The sequence below is a fragment of the Curtobacterium sp. SP.BCo genome, assembly GCF_051903265.1.
Classification (GTDB): domain Bacteria; phylum Actinomycetota; class Actinomycetes; order Actinomycetales; family Microbacteriaceae; genus Curtobacterium.
In genome coordinates, this window is sequence record NZ_CP194337.1 from 1432235 (window position 1) to 1455446 (window position 23212).

Here is a 23212-nt window from a genome sequence, read left to right on the forward strand (position 1 = left end):
CCCCCATGCTGCCGCATCCCGACGACACCCAGGCCCCGCCAGCGCCCGGCACCTATCATCGGAGCGTGACGATCACCAACGGCCACACGGTCCCGCTCGCCCCGCCGCGGGTGCTCGCGGCACGCGGCCGACTGCGCGACGAGCCGGTCCCCGGCACGAAGAAGGTGCTGCTGGCCGCGCCCCGTGGCTACTGCGCCGGCGTCGACCGCGCCGTGGTGGCGGTCGAGAAGGCCCTCGAGCAGTACGGCGAGCCGGTCTACGTCCGGAAGCAGATCGTCCACAACGTCCACGTAGTGTCGACGCTCGAGCAGCGGGGAGCGGTCTTCGTCGACGACGTCGCCGAGGTCCCGAGGGGATCCCACGTCGTCTTCAGCGCGCACGGCGTCTCGCCCGCGGTGGTCGCCGGTGCCGCCGACCGCGACCTGCACGCCATCGACGCCACCTGCCCGCTCGTCACGAAGGTGCACCGCGAGGCCACGCGCTTCGCCAGGGCCGAGCGCACCATCATCCTCATCGGGCACGCCGGTCACGAGGAGGTCGAGGGCACGATGGGGCACGCCCCGGAGCGCACCATCCTGGTGAACGGTCCGGAGGACGTCGCCGCACTCGACGTCCCGGACCCGGACAACCTCGTGTGGCTGTCGCAGACCACGCTGAGCGTCGACGAGACGATGGAGACCGTCCGCCTGCTGCGCGAGAAGTACCCGACCATCCAGGACCCGCCGTCGGACGACATCTGCTACGCCACCCAGAACCGCCAGGTCGCGATCAAGAAGGTCGCCCCCGCGGCGGACCTCGTGATCGTCGTCGGTTCGGCGAACTCGTCGAACAGCGTCCGCCTGGTCGAGGTCGCGCTCGAGCACGGTGCCCGCGCGGCGCACCGGGTCGACTACGCCGCCGAGATCCAGCAGGACTGGCTGGCGGGCGTCACCACCGTGGGCGTCACGAGCGGCGCGTCGGTGCCGGAGGAACTCGTCACGGAGGTGCTCGACCAGCTCGCGGACGCCGGGTACGGCACCGTGGAAGAGGTCGTGACCGCCCACGAGGACCTGATGTTCTCGCTCCCCAAGGAGCTCCGCACCGACGCGTCGGGCAACCCGACCCGTGCGCTCGGCGGGCGTCGCGCGTGACCGGCGGGACGGACGGCTGGGGCTCGGTCCCGGCCCGCGAACCGGGTCACGTCGACGAGGTCGCCGACGGCCTGGAGGGACGGCGCACCCCCGCCACGTCGGCCGACGGTCAGGTGGACGGTCGCGTCCAGGGCCGTCCCGCGCCGCAGTACGGCGAGTACGCGCCGGACGGCTGGGTCAACCCGGTGCTCGAACACGAACGTCGGGAGCAGGAGCGCCGCGACCGGGAGCGCAGCGAGCAGGACCGGCCCGTACCGGACCAGCGTCGACCGGAGCCCGCCGGCGCCGCGGGTGCTCCGGCACGGGCGACACCGGCGGCCGGACGCTTCGGTGCCTCGCCGCTCGACTTCGTGCTGACCGTCGGCCTGCTCGTCATCGGGTGCTTCTCGGTGCTGCAGGCCCTGTCGATCGGGCCGACGGCGTCCACGATGCGGACCTACCTCGAGCAGCAGTACACCGAGCTGTCGGACCCGGCGGCACTGTCGCCCGCGGTGCTCGTCCGTGCGGTCGTGCTCGTCGTGGCGTTCGTACTGGTGGTCTGGTGGTCGTTCCGACGGCTCCGTGCCCGGCGGTGGACGTTCTGGGTACCGCTCGTCGGCGGGGTCGTCGCGTCGGTGCTCGGCATGGTGCCGGTGCTCGTCGTGGTCTTCCAGGACCCGGCGTTGTCCGCCTACCTGCAGCGGATGGCCACCGGCGGCTAGTCGGCCGCCAGGAACGCGGCGACTGCATCGTGCAGGGCCGCGAGGTCGTCGACGTGCACGAGCTCGCGGATCGAGTGCATCGACAGCAGGCCGACGCCGATGTCGATCGTCGGGATCCCGAGCCGCGTCGCCGCGATCGGGCCGATCGTCGAGCCGCCCGGGATCGTGTTCACGTTGACGAACGGCTGCCACGGCGCGCCGGCCGCCTCGCACGCGGCGGCCCAGACGGCCTCGCCCTTCGCCTCGGTCATGTAGCGCTGGTTCGCGCTGATCTTCAGCAGCGGACCGGCTCCGGGGCGCGGACGGTTCGTCGGGTCGTGCTTCTCGGGCTGGTTCGGGTGCACGAGGTGCCCGGCGTCGCTCGACAGCAGCCACGACGCCCGGAACGCGCGCGCGGCCTCGGAGCGGGTGGCGCCGAGGCCCTCCTGCACGCGGCCGAGCACGTCCTCGAGGAACGGGCCTCCGGCACCCGACGGCGTCGAGGACCCGATCTCCTCGTGGTCGAACGCGGCGAACACCGGGATGTGGTCGCCGTCGGCCGGGGCGTCGACGATCCCGCGGAGCCCGGCGTGCACGCTGGTCAGGTTGTCCATCCGGCCGGACGCCAGGAACTCGCGGTCGATGCCGATCCGGGCGGGTGCCTGCGTGTCCGCGAGGAACAGGTCCCAGGAGACCGCGTCCTCACCGACCCGGGCACGGAGCCACGACACGACGTCGGTGCCGCCGACGTCCCCGTCCACGCCGACGATCGGCAGGGTGTGGCGCTGCCGGTCGATCTCCTTGCCGTCGTTCACGCCGCGGTCGAGGTGGATCGCGAGGTTCGGGATCCGGGCCACCGCGTCGGTCGACACCAGTCGCACGGTGCCGTCGGCGTCGACGACCCGGCCGGCGATCCGGAGGTCGCGGTCGAACCAGGTGGACAGGAGCGCGCCGCCGTAGACCTCGACGTTGAGCTGTTCCCACCCGCCGGTCCGCACGCCGGGGTTCGGCTTGATGCGGAACCCGGGGGAGTCGGTGTGCGCGCCGAGGATGCGGAACGGGGTCGTCCCCGTAGCGCCCGCGGGCAGGCGCCAGGCGATGACCGCGCCGTCCCGGACGACGACGTAGGCGCCGGCCTCGGCGGGCCAGGCGTCCAGCTCGGACAGTTCGGTGAACCCCGCCGCGACGAGCCGGTCCCGGGCCGCGGCCGCCGCGTGGAACGCGGTGGGGGACTCGGTGACGTACTGGGCGAACTCGGAGGCGATGGCGTCGGCGGTCACCCGCCCATCGTGGCACGCGGTGGACGGACCCGGACGCAGGACGGGGCGCGCCCGACGGACGCGCCCCGTTCCTCCAGGCCGGTGATCCGGGCCGGACGTGCTCGATCAGCCCTTGGTGTGACCGGCCGAACCGAGGACCTTCGCTGCCTCGACGACGCGGGCCGCCATGGCGGTCTCGGCGACCTTGCCCCAGGCGCGGGGGTCGTACTGCTTCTTGTTGCCGACCTCGCCGTCGATCTTCAGGACGCCCTCGTAGTTGGTGAACATCGAGCCGGCGATCGAGCGCGTGAACGCGTACTGCGTGTCCGTGTCGATGTTCATCTTGATGACGCCGTTGCGGACGGCCTCGTGGATCTCGTCGTCGGTCGAACCCGAGCCACCGTGGAAGACGAGGTCGAGCGGGTTCTCGCCGGTGCCGTGCTTCGCGGCGACCGAGGCCTGGATCTCGCCGAGGAGCTCGGGGCGGAGCTTGACGTTGCCCGGCTTGTAGACGCCGTGCACGTTGCCGAAGGTGAGCGCGGCGATCCAGCGCCCCTCGTCCCCGAGGCCGAGTGCGTCGACGACCTTCTCGACGTCGTTCGGGGTCGTGTAGAGGGCGTCGTTCGTGCCCTCGTGCTCGACGCCGTCCTCCTCGCCGCCGACGACGCCGATCTCGACCTCGAGGATCGCGTTGATGTTCCGCGTCTTCTCGATCATGGTCTTCGCGATCTCGATGTTCTCGTCGAGCGGCACGGCCGAACCGTCCCACATGTGCGACTGGAAGATCGGGTTGCGGCCGGCGCGGACCTCTTCCTCGCTCGCCGCGATGAGCGGCAGGACGAAGCCGTCGAGGGCGTCCTTCGGGCAGTGGTCGGTGTGCAGCGCCACCGTGATGTCGTAGTTCTTCGCGACCTCGTGGGCGAACTTCGCCATCGCGAGCGCACCCGCGGCGCGGTTCTTCACGGTGTGGCCTGCGAAGTAGTCGGCACCGCCGGTGGTGACCTGGAGGATGCCGTCCGACCCTGCCTCGGCGAGCCCCTGGAGGACCGCGTTGATCGTCTGCGACGACGACACGTTGACGGCCGGGTACGCGAACTTGCCGGCCTTCGCTCGTTCGATCATCTCGGCGTACTGTTCCGGCGTTGCGATGGGCACGTGGATCTCCTTCGACTTCGGTGGTGTCCGGTCCGAGCCTAGTCAGAAGGCCTGGAGGCGCGGTGCCCGTTACGCAGGCCGGTCCGGCGGTGTGTGCACATGCGTTCACCGCGACGGGCGCACGCCCGCCGCTCGGTAGGCTGGCGGCTGTGACTCCCACGACGGAAACCGGCTCCCTGTTCCTCCAGCCCGACCGCAACCTGGCGCTCGAGCTCGTGCGTGCGACGGAGGCCGCGGCGATCCGTGCGCAGCCGTGGGTCGGCCGGGGTGAGAAGAACCTCGCCGACGGCGCCGCGGTGGACGCGATGCGCAAGTTCCTCGGCACGGTGAACTTCGACGGCGTGGTCGTCATCGGCGAGGGCGAGAAGGACAACGCCCCGATGCTGTACAACGGCGAGCACGTCGGCAACGGCCACGGTCCGGCCTGCGACATCGCGGTCGACCCGATCGACGGCACCTCGCTGACCGCCGCCGGTCGCCAGAACGCTATCTCGGTCATGGCCGTCTCGGACCGCGGTTCGATGTACGACCCGAGCGCCGTGTTCTACATGGACAAGATCGCCGCCGGGCCCGAGGGCCGCGGGGTCCTCGACCTCGAGAAGCCGATCGGCGACAACATCCGCGCGCTCGCGAAGGCGAAGGGCAAGGACCTCGAGGACATGCAGATCGCCGTCCTCGACCGTCCCCGTCACGACGAGCTCATCCGTGCGATCCGCGCGACCGGTGCCGGCACCCGGCTGCTGCTCGACGGTGACGTCGCCGGTGGCATCGCCGCGGCGCTGCCCGGGTCGACGATCGACATGTGCGTCGGCGTCGGCGGGACCCCGGAGGGCATCATCACGGCGTGCGCGATCAAGGCGCTCGGCGGTGTGATCCTCGGCAAGCTCCAGCCGAAGGACGACGAGGAGCGCGAGAAGGCGATCGCCGCCGGACACGACCTCGACAAGGTCCTCGACCAGGACGACCTGGTCACGGGCGACAACACGTTCTTCGTCGCCACCGGTGTCACCGACGGTGTCCTGGTGGACGGTGTCCGGCGCTCGCGCGGTGTCATCCACACCGACTCGCTCGTGCTGCGGTCGCGCTCGAACACGATCCGCCGCATCCAGGCCGACCACCGCGCCGAGAAGTGGTTCTGATCCGCCCCGATCAGGAGCCCTCGGCGCGATCGCGCCCCGGAACGGACAACGCGCCCCGATCTCTCGGGGCGCGTTGTCCGTTGCAGGGCGCAGAGACCAGGGACGCGTGCGGGGAGACGCATTCGGGCGCGCAGACGCCGTGGAAGCGTGCGACGCGTGCGACGCGTGCGGCGCCGCGCGCGTTCGGCGGGGCGGCGCGCGTCAGTCGCGGTCGGTGGCGGCGACGAGCTCGGGCGCGGTGAGCAGCCGCGGCTCGTCCTCGATCGTCGCCGGATCGGCGATGACCTTCGACTCGTCGAGCAGTGAGAGCCGGCGGGCACTCGGCAGCACCTGCCGCTCGAGCGACCCCACGAAGCGGTTGTAGTCGACGACCGAGCCCCGGATGGACCGCCCGAGCTTGTCCACGTGCTGCGCCATCGTCGCCAGACGCCCGTGCAGCTCGCGGGAGATCGTGAAGAGCTCGCGCGCCTCCTGCGTGACGACGTCCTGCTGCCACGAGAACGCCACGGTCTTCAGCACCGACCAGAGCGTCACGGGTGAGGCCAGCGCGACCCGCTTGCGGAAGGCGTGGTCGAGCAGCCCGGGGTCGGCGGCCAGGGCGCTCGCGATGAGGGACTCCGACGGGATGAACGCCACCGTGAGCTCGGGGGAGGCGTCGTACCCGGACCAGTACTCCCGGGCGGCGAGGGCGTCCACGTGGGCCCGGAGCGCCTTGACGTGCTGCTGCAGGAGGTGGTCACGCCGGGCACCCTCGGCTCCGGTGGCGCTCGCGGGGATCTCGGCCGCCTGCAGGTAGGCGCTGAACGGCACCTTGGCGTCGACGGCCAGGCTCTTGCCGCCCGGCAGGTGGACGATCATGTCGGGTCGGGCGGCGCCGGCCGAGGTCGTGACGGCGGACTGCACGTCGAAGTCGACCCGTTCCAGCAGCCCCGCGGCCTCGACCACGTTGCGCAGCTGCGTCTCGCCCCACACCCCGCGCGTGCTGTTGGCGGAGAGGGCGCTCGCGAGGGTCTCGGCGGTGGCGCGCAGGCGTTCCTCGGACTCGGCGGCGGACCGCAGCTGCGCCGACAGCGTGCCGTACTGCTCGCTGCGGGCCTGCTCGAGCTCGGCGATCTTGGTGCGCATCACGTCGAGCGTCTGGGCGACCGGGCTCAGCGCGGAGAGCACCTTCGACTCGTTCTCGTTGCGTGCGGTGTCGGCGCCGTGCATGCGCTGCACGAGGTGCTCCAGCTCGGCGCCGCGCCGCTCGAGGGAGTCGACCTGCCGCCGGTACTGCGCGTCCTGGGCGTCGAGGCGTTCCTCGGCGTCGTGTCGGACGTCCTCGAGCTGCCCGCGCAGTGCCTCGGCGGTGGCGCGGGCCGACGCGGTGTCCGCGCCGGCGCGGGAGCGGGCGAGTGACCAGGCGACCACGGCGCCGACGGCGACGCCGACCACGAGACCGATGACCAGGGCGAGGATCTGCATGACGCGACCCTCCCAGGACCCACCGACACCGCGCCTCCCGGCCGGGAGCGGGCCGGATCGAACGCGGACCGGGCCGGAACGAACGCGGACCGGGCCCGACCCAGTCCGTTCCAAATCCATGTCATGACATTAGGGCAAACACGGTGTACAGTCGTGATCGTCCGCCGATGAAGCCGCACGGAAGGTCCACCACGTCGCATGACGAACCGAGCTCCCCACGCCTACGACGTGATCACCATGGGTCGCGTGAGCGTCGACATCTACCCGCAGCAGACGGGCCCGCTCGAAGACGTCTCGACGTTCTCGAAGTCCGTCGGCGGCAGCGCGACCAACGTCGCCATCGCCGCGGCCCGCCACGGAGCCGACGCCGCCGTCATCACCCGCACGGGCAACGACCCCTTCGGCCGCTACATCGCCCGCACCCTGCCGGAGTTCGGCGTCGCGAACGACTTCGTCGAGACGGTCGACGGGCTGAACACCCCCGTCGCGTTCTGCGAGATCTTCCCGCCGGACGACTTCCCGCTGTACTTCTACCGGGCGCCCAAGGCCCCGGACCTGATGATCACGGCGAAGTCCCTCCCGCTGCACGAGATCGAGCGGGCGAAGATCTTCTGGACGACGGTCACCGGCCTCAGCGAGGAGCCGAGCCGGAACGCACACCACGTTGCGTACGAAGCCCGCAGTGCGGCGCAGAACGACACGAAGGCCCACACCGTCCTCGACCTGGACTACCGATCGATGTTCTGGTCCTCCCCGGAGGCCGCCACGCGCGAGGTCGCCGTCGCCCTCGAGCACGCCACCGTCGCCGTCGGCAACCGCGAGGAGTGCGAGGTCGCCGTCGGCGAGACCGACCCGGTCCGCGCGGCGGACGCCCTGCTCGACCGCGGCGTCGAGATCGCGATCGTGAAGCAGGGCCCCAAGGGCGTCCTCGCGAAGACCCGCGACGAGTTCGTCGAGTTCCGCCCGCACCACATCGACGTCGTGAACGGCCTCGGCTCGGGGGACGGCTTCGGCGGAGCACTCACCCACGGGCTGCTGCAGGGCTGGAGCCTCGAGCGCATCCTCGCCTTCTGCAACGCCGCCGGCGCGATCGTCGCCACCCGCTTCGAGTGCTCGACGGCCATGCCGACGAGCGACGAGATCGACGCCTTCATCCGGTCGAACCCGGCTGACGGCACCACCCACGACAGCACCAACGACAGCACCAACGACAGCACCGAGGAGAAGGTCGATGCCTGAGATCAGCGCCACCGACTTCGCCCGGCTGCGGGACATCCGCGCCGGACAGCCCGACCTCGTGCGGGCCACGCTCGACGCCCGCCGGAAGCGCTCCCTGCTGGCCGACGACGGCAAGCTCTTCATCGTCGCCGCCGACCACCCGGCACGCGGTGCCCTGGCCGTGCGCGACGACGAGTCCGCGATGGCCGACCGCTACGACCTGCTCGAGCGCCTGGTCACGGCCCTCGGCCGTCCGGGCGTCGACGGGGTCCTCGGCACGCCGGACATCCTCGAGGACCTGGCACTGCTCGGCGCCCTCGACGGCAAGGTCGTCGTCGGCTCGATGAACCGCGGTGGGCTCCGGGGTGCGTCCTTCGAGATGGACGACCGCTACACGGCGTACTCGGCGCGGGCGATCAAGGACGCCGGGCTCGACTTCGCGAAGCTCCTCGTCCGCATCAACCTCGCCGACGAGGGAACAGCCCCCACGCTCGAGGCCACGGCCCGTGCGGTCAGCGAGTCCGCCGCGCTCCAGCTGCCGATCATGCTCGAGCCGTTCATGTCCGCGTGGCAGGACGGCCGGGTCGTGAACGACCTCAGCGCCGACGCCGTGATCACCTCGATGGCGATCGCCGCCGGCCTGGGGGAGTCGAGCGCGTACAGCTGGCTGAAGATCCCCGTCGTGCACGACATGGAGCGGGTGATGGCCGCGACGACGCTACCGACGCTGCTGCTCGGCGGTGACCCGTCGTCCCGTCCGCTCGAGACCTACGGCAAGTGGGCCGACGCGCTCGCCCTGCCCGGCGTCCGCGGGCTGGTCGTCGGCCGCACCCTGCTCTACCCGCCGGACGGCGACGTCGCCGCCGCGGTGGACGTCGCCGCGGGCCTCGTCCACCCCGGGACCGCCGGCGTCACGCACGAAGAATCCACCACACTCGAAGGAAGCAACGCATGACCACCAGCACGGAGCAGACCACCACCACGGTCGGACACTGGATCGACGGCAAGCACGTCGCGTCGACGTCCGGCAACACGGCTCCGGTGTACGACCCGGCGCTGGGCGTCGCGACGAAGCAGGTCGCCCTGGCGAGCGAGGACGAGATCCAGGCCGCGATCGCGAGCGCCAAGGCGGCGTTCCCGGCGTGGAGCAACCTCTCGCTCAGCAAGCGCCAGCAGATCCTCTTCGCCTTCCGCGAGATCCTGAACCGCGACAAGGGCGAGCTCGCCGAGATCATCACGAGCGAGCACGGCAAGGTCATCGACGACGCGCTCGGTGAGATCGCCCGCGGGCAGGAGGTCGTGGAGCTCGCGACGAACATCCCGAGCCTGCTCAAGGGTGAGTTCAGCGACCAGGTGTCGACCGGCATCGACGTGTACTCGATCCGTCAGCCGCTCGGCGTCGTGGGCATCATCAGCCCGTTCAACTTCCCGGCGATGGTCCCGCTGTGGTTCCTGCCGATCGCGATCGCCGCGGGCAACACCGTCGTGCTGAAGCCCTCCGAGAAGGACCCGAGCGCCGCCATCTGGCTGGCGTCGAAGTTCAAGGAGGCCGGACTGCCCGACGGCGTCTTCACCGTGCTGAACGGCGACAAGCTGTCCGTCGACGGTCTGCTGACCAGCCCCGACGTCGAGTCGATCTCGTTCGTCGGCTCCACCCCGATCGCGCAGTACGTCTACGAGACCGGCACGAAGCACGGCAAGCGCGTGCAGGCCCTCGGCGGCGCGAAGAACCACATGCTGGTGCTGCCGGACGCCGACCTCGACCTCGTCGCGGACAACGCCATCAACGCCGGCTTCGGGTCCGCCGGTGAGCGCTGCATGGCGATCTCGGTCGTCGTCGCCGTCGAGCCGGTGGCCGACGAGCTCATCCAGAAGATCACGGAGCGCGCGGCCACCCTGCGCATCGGCGACGGGCGTCGCGGGTGCGACATGGGCCCGCTCGTGACGAAGCAGCACCGTGACAAGGTCGCCTCGTACATCGAGGTCGCAGAGCAGGACGGTGCGGTCGTTGTGGTGGACGGCCGCACCGTCCGACCCGACGGCGACGAGAACGGCTTCTGGCTCGGCCCGACGCTGATCGACCAGGTCCCCACCACGAGCCGCGTCTACACCGAGGAGATCTTCGGCCCGGTGCTGAGCGTCGTCCGCGTCGCCAGCTACGAGGAGGGCCTCGAGCTCATCAACTCCGGCGCGTACGGCAACGGCACCGCCATCTTCACGAACGACGGCGGCGCCGCCCGTCGCTTCCAGCGTGACGTGCAGGTCGGCATGATCGGCATCAACGTCCCGATCCCGGTGCCGGTCGCGTACTACTCGTTCGGCGGCTGGAAGAACTCGCTGTTCGGCGACCACAAGGCGTACGGCGCCGACGGCGTGAGTTTCTTCACGCGGCAGAAGGCGATCACGAGCCGCTGGCTCGACCCGTCGCACGGCGGCATCAACCTCGGCTTCCCGTCGAACGGCTGACGCGCAGCATGGCGAACGAACAGCACCAGCACGACCGCTGGTTCATCCCCGCGGGGTCCCGCCCCGAGGCGGGCTGGACCGACGTCGTCGACGGTCGCGTCGCGGGGTGGGCGCACACCGGCCTGCGGACCGGCGCGCTGTCCGACGGGGGCGAGCTGCGCCTCCCGGCCGCTGCCGTGGAGCGCATGGTCGTGCCGCTCTCGGGGAGCTTCTCCGTCGCGTGGTCCGGCGCCGAGACGGGCGAACAGGACCTGGAGGGTCGTGGCGGGGTCTTCGAGGGACCCACCGACGTCCTGTACCTGGGTTCCGGCCTGGAGGCCCGGATCACCGGATCGGGGCGGGTCGCGGTCGCCGAGGCGCCCACCGACGTCGTCAAGCCGGTCGGGTACATCGCGAAGTCCGACGTGCCCGTCGAGCTCCGCGGCGCAGGGCAGTCGTCGCGCCAGGTCCACAACTTCGGGACCCCGGCGGGCCTCGACGCGGTGAAGCTCCTGGTGTGCGAGGTGATCACGCCGGCCGGCAACTGGTCGTCGTACCCGCCGCACAAGCACGACACGAACGTGCCCGGCGAGGAGTCGAACCTCGAGGAGATCTACTACTACGAGGCCGACGTCGCCAGGGGCGTCTCCGCTCCGGCCGGGGCAGACCCGTTCGCGCTGCACCGGACCTACGCCTCCGACGACCGCGCGATCGACGAGTTCCGACAGGTCCGGACCGGCGACGTCGCCCTCGTGCCGTACGGCTGGCACGGCCCCGCCGTCGCGGCACCGGGCTACGACATGTACTACCTCAACGTGATGGCCGGGCCGGACCCGGAGCGCGTCTGGAACATCACCGACGACCCGGCCCACGGCTGGGTCCGCCAGGTCTGGGAGAGCGAGCAGCTCGACCCGCGCCTGCCCTACGAGAAGGAGTCCTCCCGATGAGCGAGACGCGTCGGATGACCGTCGGTCAGGCACTCGTCGAGTTCCTGGCCAACCAGTGGACCGTCGACGGCGACGTCCGCGAACGCACGATCCCGGGGATCTTCGGCATCTTCGGCCACGGCAACGTCGCCGGCGTCGGCCAGGCCATCAAGCAGCTCCACGTCGAGCAGCCCGGTCTGCTGCCGTACCACCAGGCCCGCAACGAGCAGGCGATGGTGCACGAGGCCGTCGGCTTCGCGCGCATGCACCGCCGCCGGGCGACGTTCGCCGCGACGGCATCGGTCGGCCCCGGCGCCGCGAACATGCTCACCGCCGCCGCGCTCGCGACGACGAACCGACTGCCCGCGCTGCTGCTGCCGTCGGACACCTTCGCGACGCGCACCACCGACCCGGTGCTGCAGCAGATCGAGCTGCCGCACGACACCTCGTTGCAGGTGACCGACGCATTCCGCCCGCTCTCGCGCTACTTCGACCGCGTCGAGCGCCCGGAGCAGCTGTTCTCGATCGCCCTCGCGGCGATGCGCGTCCTCACCGACCCGGCCGAGACCGGCGCCGTGACGATCGCGCTGCCGGAGGACGTGCAGGCCGAGGAGTTCGACGTCCCCGTCGCGTTCCTGCAGCCGCGCGAGTGGCACATCCGCCGGCCGCTGCCCGAGCACGGTCCGCTGGCCCGTGCCGTGGCGGCGATCCGGGCTGCGGAGCGTCCCGTCATCGTCGCCGGTGGTGGGGTGCTGTACTCCGGCGCCGAGCAGGAACTCGCCGCCTTCGTGGAGGCCACCGGGATCCCGGTCGGCACCTCGCAGGCCGGCGGCGGCTCGCTCGTCTGGGACCACCCGCAGTACCTCGGCGGGATCGGCGCGACCGGCACCGCCGCCGCGAACGCCATCGCCGCGCAGGCCGACGTGGTCATCGGGATCGGGACGCGGTACAGCGACTTCACGACGGCGTCGCGGACCGCGTTCCAGAACCCGGACGTCACGTTCGTCAACGTGAACGTCGCGTCGTTCGACGCCTACAAGCACGGGTCGCAGCTGCCGCTGATCGCGGACGCCCGGGAGGCGCTGGTCGCCTTGACCGAGGCGCTCGGCTCCTTCGCGGTGGGCGCCGGGTACGCGGCCGAGATCGCGTCGCAGAAGGCCGCGTGGGACGCGGCCGTCGACGCCGCCTTCGCGCCGTCCGGTCTCGCCCTGCCCGGCCAGCCGGAGATCATCGGCGCCGTCCAGGCAGCCACCGACCCGCGGGACGTCGTCATCCAGGCCGCCGGTTCGCTGCCCGGCGACCTGCACAAGCTCTGGCGTGTGCGGGACGCCCTCGGCTACCACGTCGAGTACGCGTTCTCGTGCATGGGCTACGAGATCGCCGGCGGCATCGGCGTCCGCCGCGGGGCACCGGACCGCGACGCGATCGTGATGGTCGGGGACGGCAGCTACCTCATGCTGCACACCGAACTCGTCACCGCCGTCGCCGAGGGCATCAAGATCGTCGTCGTGCTCATCCAGAACAACGGGTACGCCTCCATCGGCCACCTGTCCGAGACGGTCGGGTCCGAGCGCTACGGCACGAAGTACCGCTACCTGGACGAGACCGGGTCGTTCGAGGGCGACGACGTGCTGCCCGTCGACCTGGCAGCGAACGCCCGCTCGTACGGCGTCGACGTGATCGAGGTCCAGCCCGGGCCGGACGCCGTCGCAGACCTGACGGCCGCGGTGCGCCAGGCGAAGGCGAACGACCACACCACCCTCGTGCACGTCCACTCCGACCCGCTCGTCTACGCCCCGGACGGCGACGGCTGGTGGGACGTCCCGGTGGCGCAGACCTCCACCCTCCCCAGCACCCAGCAGGCCCGTGCCGAGTACGAGCAGCAGGTCGCGGCGCAGCGGCCCCTGCTCGGCTGAACACCCTCCACCACCACTGCAGAAGGACGACGACGTCATGACCGACACCGCCACCGCCACCGACGCCATCCGGATCGGCACCGCCCCCGACTCGTGGGGCGTCTGGTTCCCCGACGACCCGAAGCAGGTCCCGTGGCAGCGGTTCCTCGACGAGGCGACCGCCGCCGGGTACAAGTGGATCGAGCTCGGCCCGTACGGCTACCTGCCGACCGACCCGTCCCAGCTGCGCGACGAGCTGGAGTCCCGCGGGCTGCAGCTGTCGGCCGGCACCGTGTTCACCGGCTTCCACAAGGGCGACGACCAGTTCCAGCGCGCCTGGGACCAGGCGGTCAAGGTCGCCGGCCTGGCCGCCGCGCTCGGGGCCGAGCACCTGGTGACCATCCCGGACCTCTGGCGTTCCGACGCCACCGAGGAGGTCCTGGAGTCGCGCACCCTCACCGACGAGCAGTGGCAGCGCCTCGGGAAGGGGCACGACCAGCTCGGCAAGGCGCTGCTCGAGGAGTTCGGCGTGCACCAGCAGTTCCACACGCACGCGGACAGCCACGTCGGCACGTACAAGGAGACCGTGCGCTTCCTGTCGGAGACGGACCCGGCGTACACGAACCTCTGCCTCGACACCGGGCACTTCGCGTACTACGGCGGCGACAACCTCAAGCTGATCGCCGAGCACCCGGAGCGCATCGGCTACCTGCACCTCAAGCAGGTGGACACCGACCTGCTGTTCGACGTGCTGAAGAACGACGTGCCGTTCGCCACCGCCGTCGCGCAGGGGATCATGACCGAGCCGCCGCACGGCACGCCGGAGCTCGCCCCGATCATCGAGGCCGTCGCGAAGATCAACCCGGACGTCTTCGGCATCGTCGAGCAGGACATGTACGGCTGCTCGGTCGACGCCCCGGGTCCGATCGCCGAGCGCACCTTCCAGCACATCTTCGGATCGACCACCGCCGCCCGCGCGCTCTGACCGGCGCCCGTCCACCACACCTGGAGAACAGCATGACCACCGAGAACCTCCGCGTCGCCGTCGTCGGTGCCGGCGCGATGGGCAGCGACCACATCCGCCGCATCACGTCGACCATCGCCGGTGCCGACGTCGTCGCGATCGTCGACCCCGACACCGCCCGCGCCACCGCGGCCGCCGAGAAGGCCCCGGGCGCGATCACGGCCGCGTCCTTCGAGGAAGCGCTCGACGCCACCGCGATCGACGCCGTGATCGTCGCGACCCCGGGCTTCCTGCACGAGCCGGTCCTCGTCCCGGCGCTCGAGCGGGGCCTGGCCGTCCTCTGCGAGAAGCCGCTCACGACGTCGGCGTCGAATTCCCTCCGGATCGTCGAGCTCGAGCAGCAGCACGCCGACCGCCCGAAGATCCAGGTCGGCTTCATGCGCCGCTTCGACAAGGGATACCAGGAGCTGCGCGCGCTCCGCGAGTCCGGCGCGAACGGTGCCCTGCTCGCCCTGCACCACGCGCACCGCAACCCGACGACGCCGCCGAACTTCAGCGAGTCGATGCTCATCCACGACTCGGTGATCCACGAGATCGACATCATCCCGTTCCTCACCGGCGAGCCGATCACGAGCGTCGAGGTGAAGAAGCCGCGCAGGAACTCGCTCGCCCCGGCCGACCTGCCCGAGCCGCAGTTCGTGCTGTTCACCACCGAGTCGGGCACGATGGCGATCGTCGAGATCAACGTCAACGCGCAGTTCGGGTACCAGGTCACGACCGACGCCGTGTTCGAGTCCGGTGTGGCGTACATCGGCCGCGAGACCTCGCTGAACCTCGTCTCGCAGGGGGTCTCCGGGCAGGGCGTCACGCCCTCGTTCGTCGAGCGCTTCGGCGCGGCGTACGACGAGGAGGTCCAGCGCTGGGTCGACGCCGCGAAGAACGGCGGGATCGACGGCCCGAGCGCCTGGGACGGGTACACGGCGTCCGTCGTGGCCGAGGTCGCCGTGCGCGCGCAGCAGTCCGGTGCGCTGGAGCAGGTGGAGTACGCCACCGCGAAGCCGGCGTTCTACGACGCCGGTGCCGGTGCGCTCGCGGAGGCCTGATCGATGCCGAAGATCGCCCTCGACCCCACGCCGTACCACCACGACCTGTCGCTGCTGGAGTTCCCGCAGAAGGTCGCGGACCTCGGGTACGAGTACCTGCAGCTCACCCCGCACAAGGACTTCATCCCCTTCTACCGGCACCCGAAGGCCGACGACGAGCTCGTCGACGCGTTCGCCGCCGCCTGTTCGGCCGCCGGCGTGCAGGTCGCCTCGGTCCTGCCCGTCCTCCGGTGGTCCGGGCCGGACCGCGACGCCCGCGAGGCCGCGGTGACGAAGTGGAAGCGGGTCATCGAGATCACGAAGCGCCTCGGCGTGGACACCATCAACACCGAGTTCTCCGGCCGCCCCGAGCGCCCCGAGGAGTCCGAGGACGCCTTCTACCGCTCGATGGAGGAGCTCCTGCCGATCATCGAGGACGCCGGCATCCGCGTGCTGATCGACCCGCACCCCGACGACTTCGTCGAGGACGGGCTCGAGGCGCTCCGGGTCATCCGCGGCCTGAACTCGAAGCACGTCGGGTTCGTCTACGTCGCCTGCCACACGTTCCACTACGGCGGCAACCTGGACGAGATCGTCGACGCCGCCGGTGACTCGCTGCAGCTGGTCCACGTCGCCGACGCCTACGACCACCGTCGATCGCACGGCCTCCGCTACATCACGAACCCACCCGGCAACCCGGTCCGCGTGCACCAGCACCTGCCGGTCGGGCAGGCCGACGTCGACTTCGACGCGTTCTGGGCCGCGCTCGACCGGGTCGGGTTCTCCGGCCGCGAGGACACCGTCGCCGTGTCGAGCGTCTTCGCCGAGGACGAGAACGCCGACGAGGTCTCGCGCTTCCAGCTCGACACGATCAAGAAGGGACTCACACGATGACCGACACCCTTGCGACCCCGACGTCCACCGACGTCGACGTCCGTCCCGTCACGCTGCAGGCCGCGTCGCAGACCGTGACCGCCCTGTGGAACGACTCCGCCGACCCGCGTGAGCTCGCCACCGCGATCCACGAGTACGGCGCCGTGGGGGCGACGTGCAACCCCGTCATCGCGTACACGTGCATCAAGCAGGACCCGGAGACCTGGGAGCCGCGCATCCGGGCGATCGCCGCGGAGTACCCGACGGCAGGGGAGTCCTGGATCGGCTGGAAGGCCGTCGAGGAGCTCTCGATCGCCGCGGCCGCGCAGCTGCTCCCCGCGTTCGAGGCCTCGGGTGGGCGGAACGGCCGGCTGTCGATGCAGACCGACCCGCGCTTCCACCGCGACGCCGACGCCCTCGTCGAGCAGGCCGTCCGCTTCTCGCAGCTCGCCCCGAACATCATCGTGAAGATCCCGGCGACGAAGGTCGGCATCGCCGCGATCGAGGAGGCCGCCTACCGGGGTGTCTCGATCAACGCGACCGTGTCGTTCACGGTGCCGCAGGTCGTCGCCGTGGGCGAGGCCATCGAGCGTGCCCTGGACCGCCGCGCCGCCGACGGCCTGCCCGACCAGGAGTTCGGCCACGTCGTCACGCTGATGGCCGGCCGGTTCGACGACTGGCTGAAGACCGTGGTCAAGCGTGACCACGTGCTGGTCGACCCGGGCATCCTCGAGTGGGCCGGGGTCGCCGCGGTGAAGAACGCGTACCGGGTCTTCCGAGAGCGCGGCTTCCGGTCGCGGGTCCTCGTCGCGGCCTTCCGCAACGCCCTGCAGTGGTCCGAGTTCCAGGGTGGGGACCTCGTGGTGTCGCCGCCGTTCCAGTGGTCGAAGGACATCAACGACAACGCGTTCCCGTTCCGCCCGGACGCCATCGACGACGAGGTCCCGGCGCACGTCATCGACGCGCTCCGTGCGGCGACGCCGGAGTTCGCGCGCGGCTACGACGTCGACGGGATGACGATCGACGAGTTCGACCGTTTCGGTGCGACGGTCACGACGCTGCGGCAGTTCCTCGACGCGGACGCGAAGCTCGACGCCCTGGTCCGCGACATCATCGTCCCCGCCGCGTAGGACGCACCGCCCGAGCACACGGGCGCAACGTGAGCAGCAGACGTCGAGTCGCCCCGTGCGACCCGACGTCTGCTGCTCACGATCTTTTGTAATGACATGGAACGCGACCTCCGGTAGCATCGTTGTCGCGCTCCAACACTGCGCGATGACGAACGAAGGAGTTCCCCATGGCAGCTGACGGCACGGACACGATCGGCGTCGGCCTGATCTCGGTCGGGTGGATGGGGCGGCTGCACTCCCGCGCCTACCGCGCCCTGCCCGACCACTTCCCCGAGCTCGGCGTCCACCCGCGGCTCGTCGTCGCCGCCGACCCGATCGAGGCGGCCCGTGACCAGGCCGTGACGCGACTGGGCTACGAGCGGGCGGTCGCGGACTACCACGAGGTCCTCGCCGACCCGGCCGTCGACGTCGTGTCGATCTGCTCGCCGAACTTCCTGCACCGCGAGATGGCCGTCGCCGCCGCGGCAGCCGGCAAGCCGTTCTGGATCGAGAAGCCGATGGGCCGGTACGCGAGCGACTCCCGGGCGATCCACGAGGCCGTGCAGCGCGCCGGGGTCGTCACCAGTGTCGGCTTCAACTACCGGCACGCCCCCGCCATCGAACGCGCCCGCGAACTCGTCCGCTCCGGCCGGCTCGGTCGGATCACGAACGTGCGCGGATCGCTCCTCGCCGACTACTCGTCCGACCCCGCCGCACCCCTGACCTGGCGCTTCGAACGCGACCGCGCCGGCTCGGGCGTGCTCGGCGACCTGCTCTCGCACGGCCTCGATCTGGCGCAGTACGTCGTCGGTCGGATCGCCAGCGTCAGCGCCCTCGCTGAGACCTTCATCGCATCGCGCCCCGCGCCCGCTGCCGGCATCGTGGACCGCAGCGCGGCGGCGACGGGGGAGCAGCGGCCCGTCGAGAACGAGGACTACGCCGCCCTGCTGTTCCGGTTCGAGGACGGCGCCGTCGGGACGATGGACTCCAGCCGGGTGATGCGCGGCCCGCACGCCGAGTACACCTTCGAGGTGTACGGCACGACGGGGTCGATCCGGTGGGACTTCCAGCGCCTCAACGAACTCGAGGTGTTCCTCGACGGACAGGAGGTCTCCGGCTACGCCACCCACTTCGTCGGACCGGGGGACGGCGAGTTCGCGCGCTTCCAGCCCGGAGCCGGCACCGCGATGGGCTACGACGACCTCAAGACGATCGAGGCGGCGCAGTTCATCGCGAGCGTTCGTCGCGGGGAGCAGCTCGCACCGTCGGTTGCCGACGGCCTGGCGGCCGCGTCGATCGTGGAAGCGGCGGAGGCGTCGCTCGCCGACGGGGCGTGGCACGAGGTGGCGCGCGTCGACGGGCCGCTCACCTACCCGGAGGCGACGCCGGTGATCTAGACGCGCGTGCAGAACGGACGGGAGGCGCGGTGCCGGCTGGCACCGCGCCTCCCGTCCGTCTGGTCCCGGTTCACGATCCATGTTAGTTTGTCAGGACAAAGTCCCGAACTGCAGGAGGCGTCATGCCGCTCGTCCGTATCGACCTCGCCACCGGCCGCACGCCCGAGGCCGTCCGCGCCATCGCCGACGCGATTCACACCGCCATCGTCGACGTGTACGGCATCCCGGTGCGCGACCGGTTCCAGGTCATCACCGAGCACCCCGCGCAGCAGATCATCGCCGAGGACGCCGGGCTCGGGTTCGAGCGCACCGACGGCGTCGTGGTGATCCAGGTGTTCACGCAGCGCGGGCGCACCGACGAGGCGAAGACGACCCTGTACGCCGCGATCCACGACGCCCTCGCGGCGGTCGGTGTCGCGTCCCAGGACGTCTTCATCGGCTACGTCGAGAACGGGCCGCAGGACTGGTCGTTCGGCTTCGGCCGGGCGCAGTACGTCACCGGCGAGCTCGGGGTGCCCGCACCGGCGTGACCAGCGGGGCGTCCGGGGCCTACTTGTCGACGAGCGTGACCTCGAACGAGTAGCGGTCGGGTCGGTAGCAGTGCACGCCGTACTCGACCGCACGGCCCGAGGCGTCGTACGCGGTGCGGCTCATCGTGAGCACGGGGTCGCCGTCCTCGATCTCGAGCAGGCTCGCCTCGTCGTCCGTCACGGCGCGCGCACCGATCCGCTGCTTCGCGACCCGCATCGTGACGCCGCGGCCACGCAGCAGTTGGTAGAGCCCGTGGTCCTGTAGGTCCTGGTCGGTGATCTCGAGGAACTCCGGCGGCAGGAAGTTCTCGAGGATGGCCATCGGCACGTCCTCGGCGAACCGCACCCGGCGGATGTGCGCCACCGTGGTGCCCGGAGTGATCCCGAGCGCCTCGGCGACGTCGTCCGACGCAGGGACGTCGTTCCGCTCCAAGAGCTTCGTCGCCGGCGCTTGCGAGCCCTGCGCGAGGTCGTCGTACAGGCTGGTCAGCTCGACCTTGCGCGTCACCGGGCCGTGCACCACCTGCGTGCCGATGCCACGGCGGCGGACGAGCAGGCCCTTGTCGACGAGGTCCTGGATCGCGCGGCGGATCGTCGGGCGCGACAGCCCCAGTCGCTCTCCGAGCGCGATCTCGTTCTCGAGCCGAGCGCCGGGCGGCATTGCACCGGAGCGGATCGCTTCCTCGATGCGGGAGGCGACCTGGAAGTAGAGGGGCATCGGACCCGACCGGTCCAGGTCCATGAACAGGTCGGACGGCAGCTGGCCTTCGTTGGTCATCGCGGTCCTTCGGAGTGCGGGGTTCGGCGTCGGCGCCGAGGGATTGTCGTGACAATACCACCGGGCTCGCGAGCCGCCGTCCGGCGGGCTGGTCAGTCCGCGAAGATCATCGGGCGGTTCGACAAGCGGGGCTGGGCCGCCTGCTTCGGCTGTTCCGTGCGGGGGCGGACCGGTGCGATGTGCACGCGGGTCGCCGCCCCGAGCGCCTCCACCGTCGACACCCCGTGCTGTCCGGCGGCGTGCACCACGATGGCCGCGCAGGCCTCGGCGTCGGCAGCGGCGTCGTGGTGCTGGAAGCCCTCGAACCCGGCGGCCCGCGCGGCCATCGGCAGCCGGTACGAGTCCAGCGTGTACGTCTTGCGGGCGACCTGCAGCGAGCACAGCGAGTGGTGCTCGGCGAGTGCGGTGCCCGTCGCGGAGCAGCCACCGGCGATCACGCCCATGTCGAACCGGGCGTTGTGCGCGACGAGCACGTCACCCTCGGCGAAGTCGACGAGGTCCGCGTACTGCTCCGCCCAACCCTTCGCGTGCTGGACGTCCGACGCGACGATGCCGTGGATGCGGGTGTTCCACTCGAGGAACGCGTCGTGGCCGAACGGCGGCCGGATGAACCAGGAGGCCCGCTCGACGACCTTCCCCGCGCGGACCTTGACGAGTCCGACCGAGCAGGCGCTGGCGGGCGAGCTGTTCGCGGTCTCGAAGTCGATCGCGGTGAAGTTCAACGGCACGTTCCCGATGGTCGCACGCAGCGCCGACATCGCCGGAAGCCGCGTCGGCGTTGCGCCCCTGCCGCGGGAGCCGGGGGATCAGCCGCGGCGCACCCGACGCGATCGGCGTCGACGACGTGCGGTGAGCCTCCAGGTCGCCGACAGGCGCTTCCGTGCCCGGACGTGGTGCGGGTCCGCGAGCGTGCCGACCAGCTCGAACGCGACGGCTGCGGCGTCGATCCGCCAGCGTGGCGGGACGGACGCGACGTGCGCCGCGAACGCGTCCGCGAAGGCCGACGTCACGGTCGGGAACGCGATCTCCGCAGGGGGCTCGACCATGCGGAAGTCGTCCTCCTCGTCGTGGTCGATCGCCGCGTCGTCCGGGTCGTACTCCACCAGCACGTCGGCCTCCAGCTCGGCCAGGGCCTCGTGCAGGGCGATCAGGTCCGCGGGCGAGAGCTCCTCGAGCGCCGCGAGCGTCTCCGCGGTGAAGTACCGCCGTTGCCCACGGGCGTCGAGCCCCATCGAGTGCACCCCGCGCCGGTCACGTTCGAACCACATCGACGTCCTCCATCCGTGTCGTCCGGACCACGCTGCCACCCGGGCGCTCCACGTGTGCTGTTCTCCGGGCTGCGACACGCCTACGCTGACCACGTGGGGGACCCGAGGGACATGGACGAGCTGCTGACCGCGGCCGATCCCGTCGACGAGCCGTCGCACACGGTGCGACGGGCGGTCGGGCTCGGCGCGGCGTTGGTCGGGGTCGGTGCGGCCGTCGCGGTCGGACTGACGTCCGGCGCGATCGCCGCGTTCACCGCGCTCGTCCGGGCGGCCATGGAGCACTGGGGCGATCAGTTCTGATCGTGAGCGGGACGACGGCCTGGAGGCACGGCGCGGCTCCGGCGTGCGGCCGCCGGTAGGCTGTCCTCCCGTGGCACTCACCATCGGAATCGTCGGTCTCCCCAACGTCGGCAAGTCGACCCTGTTCAACGCCCTGACGAAGAACCAGGTCCTCGCCGCGAACTACCCGTTCGCGACGATCGAGCCGAACGTCGGCGTGGTGAACCTGCCCGACCCCCGTCTCGACCAACTCGCCGAGCTCTTCCACTCGGAGAAGACCGTGCCGGCCCCGGTGTCGTTCGTCGACATCGCCGGCATCGTCAAGGGCGCCAGCGAGGGCGAGGGGCTCGGCAACAAGTTCCTCGCGAACATCCGCGAAGCCGACGCCATCGCCCAGGTCGTCCGCGGGTTCACCGACGACGACGTCGTGCACGTGGCGAACAAGGTGTCCCCGAAGGACGACCTCGAGGTCATCAACACCGAGCTGATCCTCGCCGACATGGAGACCATCGACAAGGCGCTCCCGCGGTACGAGAAGACCGTCAAGCTCAAGCAGGCCGAGCCGATCGTGCTCGAGACCGCCCGCGAAGCCCGCGCCGCGCTCGAGCAGGGCACGCTGCTGTCCGCCACCACGATCGACCTCACGCCGATCGCCGAGCTCGGGTTGCTGTCCGCCAAGCCCTTCATCTTCGTCTTCAACGTCGACGAAGCGGTCCTCACCGACGACGCCCGCAAGGCCGAGCTCGCGGCGCTCGTCGCCCCCGCCCAGGCCGTCTTCCTCGACGCCCAGGTCGAGTCCGAGCTCATCGAACTCGACCCCGCCGACGCCGCCGAACTCCTCGAGTCCACCGGGCAGACCGAGTCCGGCCTCGACCAGCTCGCCCGCATCGGGTTCGACACCCTCGGACTGCAGACGTACCTGACCGCCGGGCCGAAGGAAGCGCGTGCGTGGACGATCGGCAAGGGGTGGAAGGCGCCCCAGGCTGCCGGCGTGATCCACACCGACTTCGAGAAGGGCTTCATCAAGGCCGAGGTCATCTCGTTCGAGGACCTCGTCGCGACCGGGTCGATCGCCGAGGCGCGTTCGGCGGGCAAGGCGCGCATCGAGGGCAAGGACTACGTGATGCAGGACGGCGACGTGGTGGAGTTCCGCTTCAACAACTGAGCGAGGCCGCGTGATGCGCGAACACGTCGGCGTGTACGGTGCCTGGCTGCAGGACGGCCAGCTGGTCACGGTCGAGAAGGCTCGTGGGCCGTACCGGGGCTGGCTCGACCTCCCCGGCGGTTCCCGAGCCCGGGGAGTCAGCGGAACAGACGCTCCGTCGCGAACTCGCGGAGGAGTGCGGCGTCACGGTCGACGCGATCGACTCGTGGCACGAGTTCGACGCTCACGTGGACCGAGCGAGCGACGGGTCGTCGATCGACTTCCGACACCGCGGGTGGATCGCCTGCGTCTGGGTCGCCGAACGGGTGCGGTGGATCGAGGACGTCGAGGACGTCGCCCGTGTCGTGCTGCTCATCCCGGGTTCGTCCGTGTCCGTGACGCCGTCCGTCCGCTTCGCCTGCACGCTGCTCGACGTCCCGAGGACTGACTGAGTCGACAACGTACGGCGATCTGCCG

23 protein-coding genes are annotated in these 23212 nt (G+C 71.0%); 17 read left to right on the forward strand and 6 right to left on the reverse strand.

The window, feature by feature from the left end; genetic code table 11:
• Positions 1-65: 65 nt before the first annotated feature.
• Positions 66-1130, forward strand: coding sequence for a 4-hydroxy-3-methylbut-2-enyl diphosphate reductase (locus tag ACRQ4B_RS06925; RefSeq protein ID WP_439693955.1), 1065 nt, complete (start codon positions 66-68; stop codon positions 1128-1130).
• On the forward strand, positions 1127-1831 hold the full coding sequence (locus tag ACRQ4B_RS06930) for a DUF6264 family protein (protein WP_439693956.1): 705 nt from the start codon (positions 1127-1129) through the stop codon (positions 1829-1831). The genes ACRQ4B_RS06925 and ACRQ4B_RS06930 overlap by 4 nt, the downstream gene beginning before the upstream one ends.
• Here ACRQ4B_RS06930 and ACRQ4B_RS06935 read toward each other — a convergent pair.
• Together ACRQ4B_RS06935 and fbaA are read right to left on the reverse strand one after the other, a co-directional pair.
• Positions 1828-3090 carry a M18 family aminopeptidase gene (locus ACRQ4B_RS06935; protein WP_439693957.1) on the reverse strand — a complete coding sequence of 421 codons (1263 nt, stop codon included), beginning with the start codon at positions 3088-3090 and terminating at the stop codon, positions 1828-1830. The genes ACRQ4B_RS06930 and ACRQ4B_RS06935 overlap by 4 nt on opposite strands.
• Before the next feature lie 105 nt (positions 3091-3195).
• On the reverse strand, positions 3196-4224 hold the full coding sequence (gene fbaA, locus ACRQ4B_RS06940) for a class II fructose-bisphosphate aldolase (protein WP_439693958.1): 1029 nt from the start codon (positions 4222-4224) through the stop codon (positions 3196-3198).
• A 149-nt stretch (positions 4225-4373) separates the two neighbouring features.
• Here fbaA and glpX point away from each other — a divergent pair, with 149 nt between their 5' ends.
• Positions 4374-5363, forward strand: coding sequence for a class II fructose-bisphosphatase (glpX, locus tag ACRQ4B_RS06945; protein WP_079238384.1), 990 nt, complete (start codon positions 4374-4376; stop codon positions 5361-5363).
• 201 nt (positions 5364-5564) lie between these two features.
• Here glpX and rmuC read toward each other — a convergent pair whose 3' ends face one another.
• The gene (gene rmuC, locus ACRQ4B_RS06950; RefSeq protein ID WP_439693959.1) at positions 5565-6827 is read right to left on the reverse strand and encodes a DNA recombination protein RmuC; all 1263 of its coding nucleotides are present in this window, start codon (positions 6825-6827) and stop codon (positions 5565-5567) included.
• A gap of 198 nt (positions 6828-7025) precedes the next feature.
• Between rmuC and iolC the strand changes: the two genes are divergently transcribed.
• The 11 genes from iolC to ACRQ4B_RS07005 all read left to right on the forward strand — a co-directional run bounded on the left by iolC (position 7026) and on the right by ACRQ4B_RS07005 (position 19266).
• Positions 7026-8066, forward strand: a complete 1041-nt coding sequence (gene iolC / locus ACRQ4B_RS06955) for a 5-dehydro-2-deoxygluconokinase (protein WP_439693960.1) — start codon at positions 7026-7028, stop codon at positions 8064-8066.
• Positions 8059-9000 carry a class I fructose-bisphosphate aldolase gene (locus ACRQ4B_RS06960; protein ID WP_439693961.1) on the forward strand — a complete coding sequence of 314 codons (942 nt, stop codon included), beginning with the start codon at positions 8059-8061 and terminating at the stop codon, positions 8998-9000. The genes iolC and ACRQ4B_RS06960 overlap by 8 nt, the downstream gene beginning before the upstream one ends.
• Entirely contained in the window at positions 8997-10511 is a 1515-nt protein-coding gene (locus tag ACRQ4B_RS06965) for a CoA-acylating methylmalonate-semialdehyde dehydrogenase (protein WP_439693962.1), read from the forward strand. Before ACRQ4B_RS06960 ends, ACRQ4B_RS06965 begins: the two co-directional genes overlap by 4 nt.
• Positions 10512-10519: 8 nt before the next feature.
• Positions 10520-11437 (forward strand): 5-deoxy-glucuronate isomerase, encoded by a 918-nt coding sequence (gene iolB / locus ACRQ4B_RS06970; RefSeq protein WP_439693963.1) that lies wholly within the window; start codon positions 10520-10522, stop codon positions 11435-11437.
• Positions 11434-13332, forward strand: a complete 1899-nt coding sequence (gene iolD / locus ACRQ4B_RS06975) for a 3D-(3,5/4)-trihydroxycyclohexane-1,2-dione acylhydrolase (decyclizing) (protein WP_439693964.1) — start codon at positions 11434-11436, stop codon at positions 13330-13332. Before iolB ends, iolD begins: the two co-directional genes overlap by 4 nt.
• Before the next feature lie 37 nt (positions 13333-13369).
• Positions 13370-14296: a sugar phosphate isomerase/epimerase family protein gene (locus tag ACRQ4B_RS06980; RefSeq protein WP_439693965.1), complete on the forward strand. Its 927-nt coding sequence runs from the start codon at positions 13370-13372 to the stop codon at positions 14294-14296.
• Between the two features lie 32 nt (positions 14297-14328).
• Positions 14329-15378, forward strand: coding sequence for a Gfo/Idh/MocA family protein (locus ACRQ4B_RS06985; RefSeq protein WP_439693966.1), 1050 nt, complete (start codon positions 14329-14331; stop codon positions 15376-15378).
• A gap of 3 nt (positions 15379-15381) precedes the next feature.
• On the forward strand, positions 15382-16251 hold the full coding sequence (locus tag ACRQ4B_RS06990; protein WP_439693967.1) for a sugar phosphate isomerase/epimerase family protein: 870 nt from the start codon (positions 15382-15384) through the stop codon (positions 16249-16251).
• On the forward strand, positions 16248-17360 hold the full coding sequence (locus tag ACRQ4B_RS06995; protein WP_439693968.1) for a transaldolase family protein: 1113 nt from the start codon (positions 16248-16250) through the stop codon (positions 17358-17360). Before ACRQ4B_RS06990 ends, ACRQ4B_RS06995 begins: the two co-directional genes overlap by 4 nt.
• A 167-nt stretch (positions 17361-17527) precedes the next feature.
• Positions 17528-18736 carry a Gfo/Idh/MocA family protein gene (locus tag ACRQ4B_RS07000; protein ID WP_439693969.1) on the forward strand — a complete coding sequence of 403 codons (1209 nt, stop codon included), beginning with the start codon at positions 17528-17530 and terminating at the stop codon, positions 18734-18736.
• 122 nt (positions 18737-18858) lie between these two features.
• Positions 18859-19266, forward strand: coding sequence for a tautomerase family protein (locus ACRQ4B_RS07005; protein ID WP_439693970.1), 408 nt, complete (start codon positions 18859-18861; stop codon positions 19264-19266).
• Positions 19267-19285: 19 nt separating this feature from the next.
• Here ACRQ4B_RS07005 and ACRQ4B_RS07010 read toward each other — a convergent pair whose 3' ends face one another.
• The 3 genes from ACRQ4B_RS07010 to ACRQ4B_RS07020 form a co-directional block, all read right to left on the reverse strand.
• The gene (locus ACRQ4B_RS07010; RefSeq protein WP_439693971.1) at positions 19286-20044 is read right to left on the reverse strand and encodes a GntR family transcriptional regulator; all 759 of its coding nucleotides are present in this window, start codon (positions 20042-20044) and stop codon (positions 19286-19288) included.
• A 92-nt stretch (positions 20045-20136) separates the two neighbouring features.
• Positions 20137-20772 carry an exonuclease domain-containing protein gene (locus tag ACRQ4B_RS07015; protein ID WP_439693972.1) on the reverse strand — a complete coding sequence of 212 codons (636 nt, stop codon included), beginning with the start codon at positions 20770-20772 and terminating at the stop codon, positions 20137-20139.
• 78 nt (positions 20773-20850) lie between these two features.
• Positions 20851-21312: a hypothetical protein gene (locus tag ACRQ4B_RS07020; protein WP_439693973.1), complete on the reverse strand. Its 462-nt coding sequence runs from the start codon at positions 21310-21312 to the stop codon at positions 20851-20853.
• 93 nt (positions 21313-21405) lie between these two features.
• On the opposite strand from ACRQ4B_RS07020, the gene ACRQ4B_RS07025 reads away from it, so the two are divergent.
• The 3 genes from ACRQ4B_RS07025 to ACRQ4B_RS07035 all read left to right on the forward strand — a co-directional run bounded on the left by ACRQ4B_RS07025 (position 21406) and on the right by ACRQ4B_RS07035 (position 23187).
• Entirely contained in the window at positions 21406-21612 is a 207-nt protein-coding gene (locus ACRQ4B_RS07025) for a hypothetical protein (RefSeq protein ID WP_439693974.1), read from the forward strand.
• Between the two features lie 70 nt (positions 21613-21682).
• On the forward strand, positions 21683-22756 hold the full coding sequence (gene ychF, locus ACRQ4B_RS07030; RefSeq protein WP_439693975.1) for a redox-regulated ATPase YchF: 1074 nt from the start codon (positions 21683-21685) through the stop codon (positions 22754-22756).
• An 83-nt stretch (positions 22757-22839) separates the two neighbouring features.
• Positions 22840-23187, forward strand: coding sequence for an NUDIX domain-containing protein (locus ACRQ4B_RS07035; protein WP_439693976.1), 348 nt, complete (start codon positions 22840-22842; stop codon positions 23185-23187).
• Positions 23188-23212: the final 25 nt, after the last annotated feature.